The organism is Burkholderia sp. JPY481 (assembly GCF_038900515.1).
Lineage (GTDB): Bacteria > Pseudomonadota > Gammaproteobacteria > Burkholderiales > Burkholderiaceae > Paraburkholderia > Paraburkholderia youngii.
Map to the genome: position 1 here is coordinate 13,606 of NZ_JAYMRT010000015.1, position 14,012 is coordinate 27,617.

Genomic DNA, 14,012 nt, shown 5'->3' on the forward strand with positions numbered 1-14,012 from the left:
GCATCAGGCGCGCGGTGCGCTGGTTTCATCGAGCGGCGCGTCGTCGAGCGCGGGCAGCCAGATCGTAAAGGCGGTCCCCTCGCCGGGCGCGCTGACGACTTCGACGCTGCCGCCGTGGCGCGTAACGACGGTTTTGATGAACGCCATGCCGAGTCCCGCGCCGCCCACTTCCGGCCGCTCCGCCTCGTGAAAACGGCGAAAGCGCTCGAATAGCCCCGCCTGCTGCTCCTTCGGGATGCCATAGCCCTGGTCGCGAATCGTGCATGCCACGCGAGCCGCCCCGCTGCCTTCGCGCCTAGCCGCCGGCTGGCTCGCGAAACTGCACACGATGCGCGTGTCGGGCGGACTGTACTTGACCGCGTTGTTCAGAATATTGACGAGCGCGCGCGTCATCAGTGAGCGGTCGGCGCAAATCCAGAGATCTTCGCTGGTGGTGTCGCCGGTTTCCGTATGCAGCGTGATGCGCTTCGCGTGCGCCTGCGGCCAGACCTCGTCGCTCGCATCGATGACGAGTTCGGTCAGGCTCAGCGGCTCGAGCACATACGCCTGCGACTCGGCGCGCGCCAGTTGCACGAAGTCGTCGGCGAGCGTGAGCGCGCGTTGCGCGTAGCGTTCGATGCGCTCGAGCACGCTGCGCGCGAGCGCCGGCTCGGTCCGCGCGCGCTCGATCTCGACCAGCGCAATGATCGACGCCTGCGGCGAGCGCATGTCGTGCGACAACAGCCGCAGCGCGTCCTCGCGCTGACGCTCGGCCGCATGCAGCGCCGACACGTCGACGAGACCGGCGATCCAGCCGGTCGTCTCACCCTGCGCGTTGGTGCAGGTCGCATAGCGCAGCAGATGGTCGCGCTCGTTCGAGTCGCGCACCTCGACACCCTGCGCCATCAGCGCCGCGAACTCGCCGCGCGTCGGATCGAGCGGCACCGGCCAATGCGCGTGCGCGTACACGTTGCGCTGGTTGTCCGCGGCCGCGCCGGCATCGATCGTCTTCACGAGCGTGAGACCGCCGAGCACGCTTTGCATCGGCTGGCCCTCGGGCATCGGCGCGCCGAGCCGCGCGAAATGCGCTTTCGCCGCGTGATTCGCGATCAGCACGACGCCGTCCACATCGCTGACGAGAATCGGCTCCGGCATGCTGTCGAGGCTGTCCCACACGAAGCGCTTCATGTCCTGCACCCGTTGCGCGGCCTCAGCCATCAGCGCCATGTGCTGCGCGAGCACGTCGCCGCCGAACTCGCGGCGGCGCTTCGGCGTTTCGGGCAGCAGATGCGGCTCGTCGGCGAGACGTTGCAGTTCGCCGCGCAGATACGCCATCGTCATTTCGAGGCGTCGCCAGTTCCAGATCGGGTAGACGATCACGACGCCGAGGATCGCCGGCACCGGCGACATCCACAGCCTGCCGCCGTACAGCAGCAGCGCGCTGCCGGCCACGGCGAGCAGCACCAGCGCGCCGGTCAGCAATAGAGAGCGGCGCGGCGACAGCACGAGGAAGCCGCCGAGCAACGCGGCGAGCGGCGCGAGCGCCGCCGCGAACATGATCCACAGCGCGACCGGCTGGATCTCGCGGCCGGTCAGCAGCGTGTCGAGCACGTTCGCGTGGATGTAGACGCCTGGCAGCGGACCGAGCTCGCCCGACACCGGCGTCGCGAAGCGGTCGTACAGACCCGACGCCGTCACGCCGATCACGACGATGCGCCCGCGCAGCTGATCGGCCGGCACCTTGCCGGCGAGCACGTCGGCGAAACCGAGCTTCGCGTAGTTCGCGGCATTCGGGCCGAACGGAATCAGGAAGCGGTCTTCGCGGCCGTCGTCGCTGCCGCGCGCCGGCTCGGTCGAGCGACGCGGCGGCAGCCCGTTGCGCAGCCGCAGCTTGCCGCGTTCGACCGCGTCGGCGACGAGCACCGTCAGTTGCGGCCAGCGCGAGTGCTCGTCGCCCTGGAAGCGCGCGACGCTGCGCACGATGCCATCGCTGTCCACTTCGAAATTGATGTGACCGAGCCCGGCTGCTGCCTGCGCGAGCGGCGTGACGGGTTCATCGACGGTGCGCTCGCCGCTCGCATCGGGCGGCGTCAGCAGCACGGGCAGATAGGTCGGGCTCAGCGCGATGGCGTGGGCGAGCTGGGCGTCGTCGACGTTGGGCTCGGTGAACAGCACGTCGTAGATCACCGCGGCGGCTTTGGCCGCGGCGAGCTGCTCGAGCAGCCGCGCATGCACGCTGCGTGGCCACGGCCAGCGGCCGAGCGCGTCGATGGCCGCATTGTCGATCTCGACGACGACGATGTCGGACAGCAGCGGCTGCTTGCGCAGCTTCAGAAACTGGTCGTATACCAGCAGATCGATGCCGGCGCCGACGCGCCCGAACGATGTCAGCAGGATCACCACGAGGCCGAGACAGCCAACGCTGAGCCACTCGATCAGAAAGCGTCGGCCGGCCCGCCGTCCGAGACGGGCGCGCGGATCGAGGCTCAGTCGCGTAGAAGTGGCGGGCAAGGGGCGATGTAATCCGGAACGGGAGGACGGACCGGGCAGCAAGCCGGCTCCGAGAATCTACCAGCGTCAGCGCGCCAGCGTAAAGGAGCGGACCGGGCTGCTCTTTTCGTAGAAGCGGCCGTTGTCGAACTGCTCGGCGACGATCGTCCAGTAGTAGACGCCAGGCGGCAGATCGCTGATTACGAGTTCGCCGCCCGCCAGATCGGTGCGATCGATCACGGGATGGCTTAGATCAGCCGTCTTCGCGAGCACGAAGCGAAAACGCGTCGGCACGTTGCTGTGGCTGACGAACCAGCGGAACTCGTAGTCGTGGCTACCCGCGCGCTGCGCGGCCGAAGCGTCCAGCCCGAGTTGGCGGCGCTCGAACGCATACACGTTCGGCAGGCCGTCGAGGCCGTCGCTACCGGTTGACGCGACACGCACGAAGTACGTGCCGTCGGGCAGATCGCCGAAGTCGGCGTGCGGCACGCTCACGCGTAGATCGCGTACCAGGTCGAGCTGATCGGCATCGTGCGAAATCTGCAGCCGATAGCCGACCGCGTGCTCGGCCGGGTTGACGTCGAACGCGACGGTCTTGCCGTCCTGCACGCGCGCCGGTCGCTCGACCGAAGGCGCCGGCAACAGCTGGAGCGGACTGCCGATCGCGCCGCCCGAGTGTGTGACGTTGCCGAAGCTTGCCTTCACCAGTTGCTCGGACGCCTGCAGCGGCCTGCCCGGCACCGGCGCGGCGCTCTGGCCATGCTGCCTGGCCGGATCGACGCCGACCGCGCCATCGAGCACCGCCACCGCGGTGGTCTGCGTGTCGCCGTTGTAATCGACGCGAAAGCGCGTACCGCGCACCCCGGCGACCACCGAAGGCGACCGGATCTGAAAGCGATCGTCGCGTCGCGTTGCATGCGTGACCTGGCTTTCGACTTCGCCCGAATGCAACTGGAAGATGCGATCTGCCGCGCCGGTCAGCGTGATGTGCCGCAGCCGCTCAATATTGAGCTCGCCATTTTGCGCGACCGTCACATACGAGCCGTCGGGCAGTTCGAGCGTCGCGAACCCGTTCGCGCCGGTGCGCAAGTGATCGCCTTCGGCAAGCGTTTCACCGCTTTTCAACGGCAGATAAGGGTTTGTGTGGAACGCGTGCTCGACCGGACCGCTGGTCGCGACCACTCGCGCCGTGTCCGGATCCTGGCGCAGCCTTTGGAACGGCAAACGCAGCACGATGCCGGCCGGCATGCGGCGCGGCGCGGGCACGTGATTGAGCCTGCTCAACAGCGCCCAGTCGGAAGGGTCGGCCATGTAGCGGGCGGCGATGTCGTACAGCGTGTCGCCTTCGTGCGTGGTGTAGGAAGCGTAGACCGGCAGCACCTTCGCACCGGTCTTGCCGCGCGCGGGCTGCGCGTGCGCGAGCGCACTCCAACCGGTCGCGCCCGTTGCAATCAGGCAGGCCGCGGCAAGCCACGCGGCGGCGCGAAGGCCGGAGATAGCGCCGCCGCCCGACGCCGCCCCACCCACGCAGACCGTCACGCCTCCCCCGCTTCTTCAGTGGGTTCGTCGTTGGCGGTACGTGGTGTGTCGGCTTCGATCCGCTCGAGGTGGTAGCCATAGCCGTAGATTGGCGTGAGCCGATAACCCTGCTCCGGGCGCAGACCGAGCTTGCTGCGCAGCATCGACACGTGCGTGTCCATCGTGCGCGACGGGATGTCGGTGGCCTGCTTCCAGATCACGTCGAGAATGTGTGCGCGCGACAGCGGCCGGCTCATATGCTGGAACAGCAGCAGCGCGAGCTCGAACTCTTTTTGCGTGACGGAGACCGGCGTGCCGCGCACGACGACGTGCTTGGCGCTCAGGTCGAACTCGAAGTCGCCGAACACTTCCCTGGTCGCCGGCGGCTTCAGGTAATAGGCACGCCGCAGCAGCGAGCCGACCCGGGCGAGCAGCACCGCGCCCGACACGGGTTTGACGAGATAGTCGTCGGCCCCGATGTTCAGAATCGAAGTGATGTCGGATTCGCGGCCGCGGCTCGTCATGAACAGCACCGGCAGACGCTCGGACAGGCTCTCGCGCACCCAGCGGAGCACTTCTTCGCCGGACATGTCCGGAACGTTCCAGTCGAGCACGAGCAGGTCGAACGTCTGGCGACGCAACTGGCGCACCAGTTCACGCCCTGCGCCATACGCATGACAGACGTGTCCAGCGGCGGATAGCGTTTGACACACAAGGTCGGCCTGAGCCGAATCATCATCGAGGACAGCAATTCTCATAACACCCCACAACGTAACAGCACCTTTCGCGGCTGACGGCCGGCGCACCGGCTGACGACCGGGATGACGACAGCGCCGTCGATCCGGCTTCCCATAAAATTCCGGCTGCTACTTTCTGACTAATGGTCCCTCGCCGTACCCCCGCCATGACGCTGCTTTCATGAAGCTGAATCAGCGCATAAATGTAATTACCATAGCGATTATGCAGGGCAGATCATGATAATCGAAAACCCTCTTTCATCCCGCTTACCGTGTACCGGCAATCCGTCGCGAAAAACCCTAACTGAAAACAATTGACGTGTTTCTTAGGTTCCTCCGGTCTGCCAGTACTGGGAGGCACCCGGACGGACATCACAATGCGGACCGCAGACCCTTGCTGGAGCGGCCTTTCGGCCTTGCCGCTTATCCGCCTTAAGATTCCTTTCAGGTACTCTTATTTAACAATTGCGTGTCCAGTATAAGAATAATCTCAGAATAAATCGTTTAAACATTGTTAGATTTCGTCTCGGGACGAGTTGTCATTTGATGCAATCATCTGCGCGAGCGCGAGACTCGCAGCCCTATTTTTGTATGAGGCGTTTCTACCTGCTTCACATTGATGAGCAGTGCGATGACGCAACGCGTCAAAAGTAGTCAGCGGGTGAGGCCCGGCGCAAGTGACGCAGGCAAAAAAATGCGGCGTTGCTCCTGTCGAAGCAACGCCGCCCAAAAAACACTACACACGCTCGCCGGGGTCTAGCCGCACGAGTCATGTCACGTTAGCCCGGCGCGAAGCCGTGCTCAAGATGAAAGAAATTCCTTTGTAACCGCTGCCAAAGTAGTAATTACACGTCGTCCGGAAGCGCACGAGGCGCAAGTCTTACACAGCGCGAGTTCGAAATTGGTATGAGTTGAAGCCCCACGCGGCGGCCATTTACATACACAGACGTTTTGTTACAGTCCGGCCCCCTTTTGATGTTGCTGCAGCGCATCAGATTCCCCGCCTGCAGCCTGCGCGTTGCCTCTGCGTTGCCTCATTCGATCGTGAAGGCGCGCTCACCGCGCGCCCTCGATTTCCGGCATCGGCGCGAACAGCGCGTCGAGATCGTCGTCCGAGAACTTCGCGGCGCCCGCCGCGTCTTCCGCGAGAATGCTGTCCGCGAGCCCGGCCTTGTGCTCCTGCAGCTCGACGATCTTTTCCTCGATACTGCCGGCCGCGATCAGCTTGTAGACGAACACCGGTTTGTCCTGCCCCAGCCGATGCGCGCGGTCGGTCGCCTGGTTCTCGGCGGCCGGGTTCCACCACGGATCGTAGTGGATCACCGTGTCGGCGGCCGTGAGGTTCAGCCCCACGCCGCCCGCCTTCAGGCTGATCAGGAACAGCGGCACCTCGCCCTGCTGGAACCGCTCGACCGGCGTCACCCGATCAGCGGTGTCGCCCGTCAGCATCACGTACGGGATCGCCGCTTCGTCGAGCGCCTGGGCGATCAGCGCGAGCATGCCGGTGAACTGCGAGAACAGCAGCACGCGGCGCCCCTCCTCGATCAGCTCGGGCAGCATCGACAGCAGCAGATCGAGCTTGGCCGAGCGCATCGCCCGCTCGCCGCCGCTCGCGGCCGCGCCGTCCGTGACGCCGCTCGCGGTGCGCACGAGCCGCGGATCGCAGCACACCTGACGCAGCTTCAGCAACGCATCGAGCACGATGATGTGACTGCGCGCGAGCCCCTGCGCGCTGACCGCCGCGCGCACCTTCTGCTGCATCGCCGTGCGCACGGTTTCGTACAGGTCGCGTTGCGCGCCTTCGAGATCGACCGGGCACACGATCGTCGTCTTCGGCGGCAGTTCCTTCGCGACCTCGTCCTTGCGCCGGCGCAGCGTGAACGGCCGGATGCGGCGCGCGAGCAACGCGCGGCGCACGTCGTCGCCGTTTTTCTCGATCGGATTGCGCCAGCGTCGCGTGAAGTCCTTCTGGCTGCCGAGAAAGCCTGGCAGCAGAAAATCGAATTGCGACCACAGCTCGCCGAGATGATTCTCGAGCGGCGTGCCCGTCAGACACAGCCGATGCCGCGCCCGCAAGCCGCGAATCGCCTGCGCGGCCTTGGTGGTCGCGTTCTTCACGTACTGCGCTTCGTCGAGAATCAGCAGATGATAGTCGTGCTCGCCGAGCACCTTCTGATCGCGCCAGAGCAGCGCATAAGTGGTCAGGATCAGCTCGTGTGCGCCGATCTGCGCGAAGCGTTCCTTCCTATGCGGCCCGTTGAGCGCCAGCACCTTCAAGTCCGGTGCAAAGCGGCGCGCTTCCTCGCGCCAGTTGTGCACCAGCGTGGTCGGCACGACGATCAGCGCGGGATGCGTGAGCCGCCCTGCTTCCTTCTCCGCGAGAATGTGCGCGAGCGTCTGCACGGTTTTGCCGAGCCCCATATCGTCGGCGAGCACGCCGGCCAGATCCTGTTCGCGCAGGAACTGCATCCAGTTCAGGCCCTGGTGCTGATACGCGCGCAGCTCGGCCTTCAGACCACGCGGCACCGGCACTTCGCGCAAGCCGGGTCCGGCCTGCAGACGGCGCGCGAGGTCGCGGATCGAAGCGTCGCCGCTGAACTGCCAGCGGCCGGTGTCATGCAGCGCATCGAGGCGGCCGGCATCGACCGCGGGCACGCGCAGCGGCGCGCCTTCGGCAAGCGCGCCGCCGAGCGAATCGAACAGATCGACCAGCACCCGCACCACCGGCTTCAGTCGATCGGCGCGCAGCCGCAGACGCTTGTTCTCCTCGGTCTTCAGCTCGATCGGTTCGTCGTCGCGGATGCTCTCGAGCGCGCCAGACAGCCAGCGCCGGTCGCGCCGGAACAGATCGGCCAGGAGCGGCTCGAGCCGCACGTTGCGCTCGCCGACGCGGATGCCCATCTCCAGATCGAACCAGCCGTCGCCGGCTTGCTGCGCGGTGCCGTCGATCGAGTCGATCTCGATCACGTTGTAGCGGAACTCGGGCGCCATCGTCACGCGCCAGCCCTTCGCGACCAGATCCGGCACCGCGTCGTTGACGAACTCGGACCATGCGTCGGCATCGGGCAGACCGAGCATCGTGTCGGGCAATAGACGCGCCGCCTGCATATTGCGCGTCGGCACTTTCTGCAGACCGGTCTTGCGCAATTCCAGCAAGCGTTTTTTCTCGGCGTCGTAGCGCCGCCGGATGTGAATCACGTCGCCGCCCGGCAGCGGCACCAGCGTCACGCTGCTGTCGGCGTTGATGCTGACGCCGTCGTAGTCGAAGCTCGCGGCGGCCAGCTCGACCGCGGCGGACTTGCGCTCGGCGGCTTTCGCGGCCTTCGCGGCCTTCGCAGTTTTCGCGGCCTTCGCCGTCTTCATGCCCTTCGCCGCGCCCGGCAGCGCGTGGCTGTTCAGCGTCAGCACCGGCACCGGCTCCACATCGATCACCCGAATCGCGGGTGCGTCGTGGGTCGGCGGCAGCGGCAGCTCGGGCGCGATCTCGCGCAGCACCGACGCGACGAGCGGCGCCTCGGCGAGCGAGATCGGCGGCATCGCGAGGTAGTCGGGCAATTGCTGGAACGGCAGCGACAGCGGCACGATGCCCGCCTCGTTGGCGACGCCGTCCACGTACCAGACCGGCTCGGTCGGCAGCACCATGCTCGCGCGCGGTTCGGTGCGCAGCACCGGGCGCAGGCGTTCGTCGGCGAGCGGCTCCCATTCGATGCGTCCGGGCCGGTCGGCGGCGCGCGCGAGCGGCGTCGGTCCAGCCTTGCCCGGCGCGATCCTGAAGTCGAAGAACAGGCGCCCGGTCGCGATCAGCTTTTGCAGCGTTTCCGCGCCGCTCGTGCCGCGCAGCACGAACTGGCCCAGGTCCTCGCGCGAGCGGCCGAGCCACAGGCCGCGCAGAATCGACAGGTCCTCGTCGGACACGAAGCGCGGCTGCCTGAGCAGCGCGCCTTCGACGTCGCCCCAGCTGTCGCCGACTTCGACGATCACGCCGTCCGCGTCGCAACGCGCGCGATGCAGCACGACCTCGTGGCGCAGATGAAAACGCGACCAGGTGAGCCGATAGGCGAGTGTCTCCTGGCTCGCGGCCTCCACCTTGCGGGCGGCATTTTTTTCGGCGGCGGCGTCGGCCGCGCGGGCGCGCGCGCGAAAACGCTCGAGCCAGCTGACCAGTTCGGGCCGCACACCCGGAGAAGAAGATGAAGATGGTGATGGCGCCGGCGGCACGCCCGAGACCGTGATCCGTCGCGCGACGGACACCTCCGACGTGGCCGGGTCGCTGTCGTCCTCGACCTGCGTGATGTGATCCATCTCGTCGTGGTAGTCGAGTTCCGCGAGCAGCAGCGCCGCGACGTGCTTGCAATTGCGCCCGACCGGGCACGTGCATTCGCCTTCGGCCCATGGCGAGCCGCCATCGGTCCGGAAACGGACCCGTGTCCGGTATGGCTGCGGCTGCGAGCCCTGCACGTCGCCCGACAGCGTCTCTCCCTGCCATTTGACGTTGCTGATCGCGCCCACCGAGCGCGCCTTGGCGACGGTGCGCTCACCGAGCCATTCCGCAATGCTGTCCCGATCGAAGAAAACTGACGACATCCGCGTGCATTCCTGTTCAAACCGGCGAAGGCAAGCGCGTGCGGGTCGAACCGGTGCGACGGGCGACGCGCGCTCGCGACGCCCGGCCGATTTTGTCCAACTGCGATTTGCCTGTGGTAACCGGCCATTTTACGCGTTGGACGAAAATCGGCGGGCCGGCCGATCGGGTCGGATTGAGAACGGCCCGAACGAGCCGCGGCCCGGCCGCTTCGGCCGGTATCAGCGTCCTGGGCGGGCCATGCTGCTCCACACCCCGTCGCGCAGGATCAGCCCATGCAGCAACGCCGCCGCCAGATGCAGCAGCACCGTCGCGTACAACGCGAACGCGAGCCACGTATGCAGCGCGCGCAGCAGCGCGAACAGCGCGACGTCGTGCGGCGCGATCGGCGGCAGATGCAGCGGACCGAACAGCGTGACCGGATAGCCGGCCGCCGACAGCATCGCCCAGCCGATCAGCGGCATCGCGAGCATCAGCCCATAGAGCACGACGTGCGACGCATGCGCCGCGATTCGCTGCGGCTTCGACATCTGCGCGGGCAATGGCGGACTGCCGCGCTTCACGCGCACCGCGAGCCGCACCAGCACGAGCAGCAGCAACGCGATGCCGAGCGGCCGATGCAGCGCGACCAACGCATCATGGGTGCGCGACACCGTCGCGACCATGCCCACGCCGATGAACAGCATTGCGACGATCAGCGGCGCCATCGTCCAGTGCAATAGCCGCGCGAGCGGACTGAAGTGAGTGCGGTCGCGGCTCATGAGTGCTCTCCGTTTGGCTGGGTTCGATGGACCTCGGGATGCAACGCCTCCTCGCGCGTGCGGCGTTGAAACGACTGCGCGTAGGCGGCCGAGCGCGCGGCGAGCAGCGGATCGTCCGATGGCGCGATGCCGGCCGGCACGATCGTCGGATCGAAGTTGATGTCGCGGCAGGTGCCGTCTTCCTGCGAGGTCGTGCGTTCGATCACGAGCGTCCCCGCGTCGATGCGCTGACGGTCGTCGGGCCATTGCAGCGTCGCGTCGTTCGTCGGGTCGCCAGGCTGCGCGACGGTCAATATCAGATGCCAGCGCAAGGGGCCGTGTTGCAGACGCTCGTCGAGATCGGCGGCGAGGAAGTTCTTTTCGGCCTGCTGCGCCGCGGTGACCGGCGCGTACGGCGTGTCGGGCACGACGGCCCAGCGCACCGCGCGCGTCGTGCCGTGGGCATCGGTAAACAGAAACGCGTCGATGCCGTAGTACGCGGCGTTCGCGAGGCTCGACGACGGCGCGTGCGACTTGACCCAGCGCTGGAACGGCTGCGTTTCGGGATTGGCCGCGTAGAACGCCTTCAATCTGGCGGGGTCCGGTTTGCCGGTCGCGGGGTCGGGCTTCGAGGCCAGCAACTGCTGATAAAACTGCGCGGGCGTATGCACCGCGAACACCGGCGTCGAGTTCATGCCGGTACGCCACTGTTCGCCGTCGTGAAGCTGGAACTCCAGCGCGAGACTGCGCACCGGCGAGCTCGTATCGGGGGCGGATGGGTTACCGCCGGGCACCGCGAAGCGCCCCGTAACTGGCGTGCGACCCGGCGCGAACACTCCTGCGTGCGACAGCGCTGCGCCATTGCCGTTGCTATCGAAATAGCCGTCCACGCATAGGCCTTTGGCGTGATTGCGTCGATAGCCGGGATGCTGGCCCGCGACTGCTTCGAACGTATCGATGATGCGCGGAGCGGTCAGACGCGCGGGCGTGAGCCAGCCCGCGGTGTATGCGAAGCCGCCCGCAAGCGCGAGCACGACCGCGCCGATCGCGGCGAGCCGGCATGGCACGCAGATGGGCCGCGGGCCGGAGCCGGCGGGATGAGGTTTGGGTCGGGAGGGTTGTGTCACGGAGACTCCTTGCCGGATGGATACCAACGTACGGGCAAACACGCCGCGCTACGATCTATTCCATCCGGCACCGGCGCGCCCGTTCAAACCCATTCGCGCGCCGGTAGCCGATGCTTCAACGGGTGCCAACAGCCGGCGCGCCCGAGTTCGCGACGTGGCTCGCGGCGGCCGCCGTTTGCGCGGCAAGCGCCATCTTGTGCTGCTCGACCTGACGCGCGAACACGGGACTCACGTCCGGGTACGATGTGTCGGTGATGTAGTCGAGACCGTTCTGCTGCGCCTCGATCAATTCCTGGTACACCTGAGCGCGTGTCTTGGCCTGCGCAAACGCGCTCGACGAAGCGGCGAGAACGACGAACGACAAAGCGACGAACGAAAGCTTTTTCATGATCGACTCCAGTGAGTGTTGTGCGGGTTCGCACCAGGGAGAACCACGAGTCGGCGGCGTTTATTCCTGTATTCGCCGCGTGAAAAAAACATCGCCGGCGCGGGGAATAAATGCCCGGGCGCCGGTGTTTGTCATCGGATAGCAGTAGTCAACACCGCGCATCATCATGACCTCGACTCATCGCCCGTCCGGCACTCCTCCGTCCGAAGACGACATCCAGGCCTATGCCGACGGCACGCTGACGCCCGAACGTGCCGCGGCGCTGCGCGACTATCTCGGCAAGCATCCGGCGGAAGCGCGGCGTGTGGCCTTTTACGACCGCTTGAACGCACAGATCCAGGCGACCTTTCAGACCGCCGAGGAGCCCGCGCATGAGCACCTGCGCGAATCGCGCCGGCTCCGCATGCGTGTGCAACCGGCCGGTCCCGCGCGCCGGACGCTGGTCGCACTGATAGCCCTCGCGCTGATGGTGATTGCCGTCAGCGGCTGGCTCGCGGCGGCTCAGGTGTCGGCACAAGCACTCGACAACGCTGCCGTGATGGCGCTCGCCGAAGCCAGCGCGCGACCCTTTTCGTCGGCATCGCCGACGCGCGTCGATCCCTCCGCGCCGGATCTCGGCTCGATCGGCCTGCGCCTCGTCGGGCAACGCGTGCTGCGGCTCGGGCCATTGCAGCGCGTGGACGAGCTCGTCTATCTGAACGGCGATCAGCAGCCGGTGGTGGTGCTGTCGGCGGCGGCGCCGTTTGCGCGCGAAGAGCCGCAGTGGGCCGCGCGCCGCGTCGGCGAGTTGCGGCTGCTGACGTGGACCGCTCGGCGCCAGCGTTTCGTCGTCGCGGGCGATGCGCGCACCCACGGCCTGATGCGCGCCGCCGATGTGATGACCGCGCGCTGACGCCGATATCCGCGGCCTATGCGGAATAAAATGCGCTGAAAGGTGTTTGCAGTGCGAGCGCATCGTGCGACGGAAGCTTCCGCGACCGGCCCGGCGCGTATCGATACCGACGCGAGTGAAGCCGATGCCACCCCCACGCCCCCTGAACCGGATCGACCATGGATGTCCGTGACGAGCTGATCGAGCATGTGCCGCGTCTGCGGCGCTATGCGCGGGCGCTGATCAACAATCGCGAGCTCGCCGACGATCTCGTGCAGGACACGCTCGAGCGCGCGCTCGGCCGCACCCGTCTGTTCCAGCCGGGCACCGATCTGCGCGCATGGCTGTTCACGATCATGCACAACGTGTTCGCGAATCAGGCGCGCAGGGCGGCGGCGCGCGCGGTCCATGTCGCGGTCGACGACGACAGCATCGCCGAAAGCGAGCTCGCGGTGCCGTCGGGACAGACGCGTTCGCTCGAAATGCGCGACCTCGATTACGCGCTGCAGCGGCTGCCGGTCGAGCAGCGCGAGGTGGTGCTGCTGGTCGGTCTCGAGGAGATGAGCTATGCCGACGTCGCGCTCGCGCTGAACATTCCGATCGGTACGGTGATGTCGCGGCTGTCGCGTGGACGCGAACGGCTGCGAGCTTTGATGGCGGGCGCCCAGCCCGGTGCGAAATTACAGGTGGTGCGATGAGCGAGCCGCAAATGCCGATCGGCGAAGAAGACTTGCACGCGTACGTGGACGGCACGCTGTCCGGCGAGCGGCGTAACGAGGTCGAGCGCGCGCTCGAACAGAATCCGGAGCTGGCCGCGCGCGTCAGCGATTACTTTTCTCTCAATGGGCTGCTTCACGATCGCTACGACCGGGTGCTCAGCGAGCCTGTGCCGATACGTCTGCAGACCGGCGCGCCGCGCCGCGCGCGAGCGGCCGCGAACTGGCCGCGCTACGCCGCGCAGTTCGCGGGCATGGCTGCCGCGCTCGTGCTCGGCCTGGGCATCGGCATGCACAGGAACGATCTGATTCCACCCGTTGCGATCGATCGAACCGATACCGGGGCCGACACTCAAGCCGGCAATCGTGTTGTCAGCGCGAATAGCGCCGAGGGTTTCGCGCGCCGGGCGGCGGTCGCGCATGTCGTCTACATGCCGGCGATCGATCGGCCGAGCGACATGAGCGCCGATCACGAGCAGGACTTCGTGCAATGGCTCGCGAACCGGCTGGGCACCGAGGTCCATCCGCCGATGTTGTCGAAGAGCGGTTTCATGCTGTCGGGCGGCCGCCTGCTGCCCGGCGAGGATGGTCCGACCGCGCAGTTCATGTATCGCGGACCGAACGGCGAGCGTGTCACGCTGTGCATCTCGCATCGTCGGGAGAACGCGAATACGACGGCGTTCAAGCTGTATCAGGCGGGGCCCGTCAACGTGTTCTATTGGGTCGACGGCGATTTTGGCTATGCGGTGTCGGGCGGCATCGATCGCAACGAGCTGTTGCAGCTCGCGCATGATGTCTATGCGCAATTGACGGGCGCGGCGCCCGGTTAAAGCGGATGCCGTGCGGCGCCGCGCGGCTCGCGCA

General features: G+C 66.8%; 10 protein-coding genes. 3 read left to right on the top strand and 7 right to left on the bottom strand.

The window, feature by feature from the left end; all coding sequences use genetic code 11:
• Positions 1-3: 3 nt before the first annotated feature.
• From VSR82_RS28865 to VSR82_RS28895, 7 genes are all read right to left on the bottom strand, one after another.
• Complete coding sequence (locus tag VSR82_RS28865; RefSeq protein ID WP_498858277.1) at positions 4-2,490, bottom strand: CHASE2 domain-containing protein; 2,487 nt, start codon at positions 2,488-2,490, stop codon at positions 4-6.
• 66 nt (positions 2,491-2,556) lie between these two features.
• Positions 2,557-4,008, bottom strand: a complete 1,452-nt coding sequence (locus VSR82_RS28870) for a FecR family protein (protein ID WP_429457662.1) — start codon at positions 4,006-4,008, stop codon at positions 2,557-2,559.
• A complete protein-coding gene (locus VSR82_RS28875; protein ID WP_498858278.1) occupies positions 4,005-4,745 on the bottom strand; it encodes a response regulator transcription factor in 741 nt (246 codons plus the stop codon). Before VSR82_RS28875 ends, VSR82_RS28870 begins: the two co-directional genes overlap by 4 nt.
• Before the next feature lie 1,035 nt (positions 4,746-5,780).
• Entirely contained in the window at positions 5,781-9,308 is a 3,528-nt protein-coding gene (locus tag VSR82_RS28880) for a DEAD/DEAH box helicase (RefSeq protein WP_429457659.1), read from the bottom strand.
• Positions 9,309-9,527: 219 nt separating this feature from the next.
• Positions 9,528-10,067 carry a cytochrome b gene (locus VSR82_RS28885; RefSeq protein ID WP_429457658.1) on the bottom strand — a complete coding sequence of 180 codons (540 nt, stop codon included), beginning with the start codon at positions 10,065-10,067 and terminating at the stop codon, positions 9,528-9,530.
• Complete coding sequence (locus VSR82_RS28890) at positions 10,064-11,173, bottom strand: catalase family peroxidase (protein ID WP_429457656.1); 1,110 nt, start codon at positions 11,171-11,173, stop codon at positions 10,064-10,066. The genes VSR82_RS28885 and VSR82_RS28890 overlap by 4 nt, the downstream gene beginning before the upstream one ends.
• 115 nt (positions 11,174-11,288) lie before the next feature.
• On the bottom strand, positions 11,289-11,561 hold the full coding sequence (locus VSR82_RS28895) for a DUF4148 domain-containing protein (RefSeq protein WP_368586861.1): 273 nt from the start codon (positions 11,559-11,561) through the stop codon (positions 11,289-11,291).
• A 166-nt stretch (positions 11,562-11,727) separates the two neighbouring features.
• On the opposite strand from VSR82_RS28895, the gene VSR82_RS28900 reads away from it, so the two are divergent.
• The 3 genes from VSR82_RS28900 to VSR82_RS28910 all read left to right on the top strand — a co-directional run bounded on the left by VSR82_RS28900 (position 11,728) and on the right by VSR82_RS28910 (position 13,978).
• A complete protein-coding gene (locus VSR82_RS28900; RefSeq protein ID WP_429457654.1) occupies positions 11,728-12,453 on the top strand; it encodes an anti-sigma factor family protein in 726 nt (241 codons plus the stop codon).
• A gap of 158 nt (positions 12,454-12,611) precedes the next feature.
• The gene (locus VSR82_RS28905; RefSeq protein WP_410849879.1) at positions 12,612-13,130 is read left to right on the top strand and encodes a sigma-70 family RNA polymerase sigma factor; all 519 of its coding nucleotides are present in this window, start codon (positions 12,612-12,614) and stop codon (positions 13,128-13,130) included.
• Positions 13,127-13,978: an anti-sigma factor family protein gene (locus VSR82_RS28910; RefSeq protein WP_498858279.1), complete on the top strand. Its 852-nt coding sequence runs from the start codon at positions 13,127-13,129 to the stop codon at positions 13,976-13,978. Before VSR82_RS28905 ends, VSR82_RS28910 begins: the two co-directional genes overlap by 4 nt.
• Positions 13,979-14,012: the final 34 nt, after the last annotated feature.

Excerpts from the sequence above, each read along its gene's own strand:
- VSR82_RS28905 (WP_410849879.1), top strand. The coding sequence starts at position 12,612 with ATGGATGTCCGTGACGAGCTGATCGAGCATGTGCCGCGTCTGCGGCGC.
- VSR82_RS28875 (WP_498858278.1), bottom strand. The coding sequence starts at position 4,745 with ATGAGAATTGCTGTCCTCGATGATGATTCGGCTCAGGCCGACCTTGTG.
- VSR82_RS28910 (WP_498858279.1), top strand. The coding sequence starts at position 13,127 with ATGAGCGAGCCGCAAATGCCGATCGGCGAAGAAGACTTGCACGCGTAC.
- VSR82_RS28885 (WP_429457658.1), bottom strand. The coding sequence starts at position 10,067 with ATGAGCCGCGACCGCACTCACTTCAGTCCGCTCGCGCGGCTATTGCAC.
- VSR82_RS28895 (WP_368586861.1), bottom strand. The coding sequence starts at position 11,561 with ATGAAAAAGCTTTCGTTCGTCGCTTTGTCGTTCGTCGTTCTCGCCGCT.
- VSR82_RS28900 (WP_429457654.1), top strand. The coding sequence starts at position 11,728 with ATGACCTCGACTCATCGCCCGTCCGGCACTCCTCCGTCCGAAGACGAC.
- VSR82_RS28880 (WP_429457659.1), bottom strand. The coding sequence starts at position 9,308 with ATGTCGTCAGTTTTCTTCGATCGGGACAGCATTGCGGAATGGCTCGGT.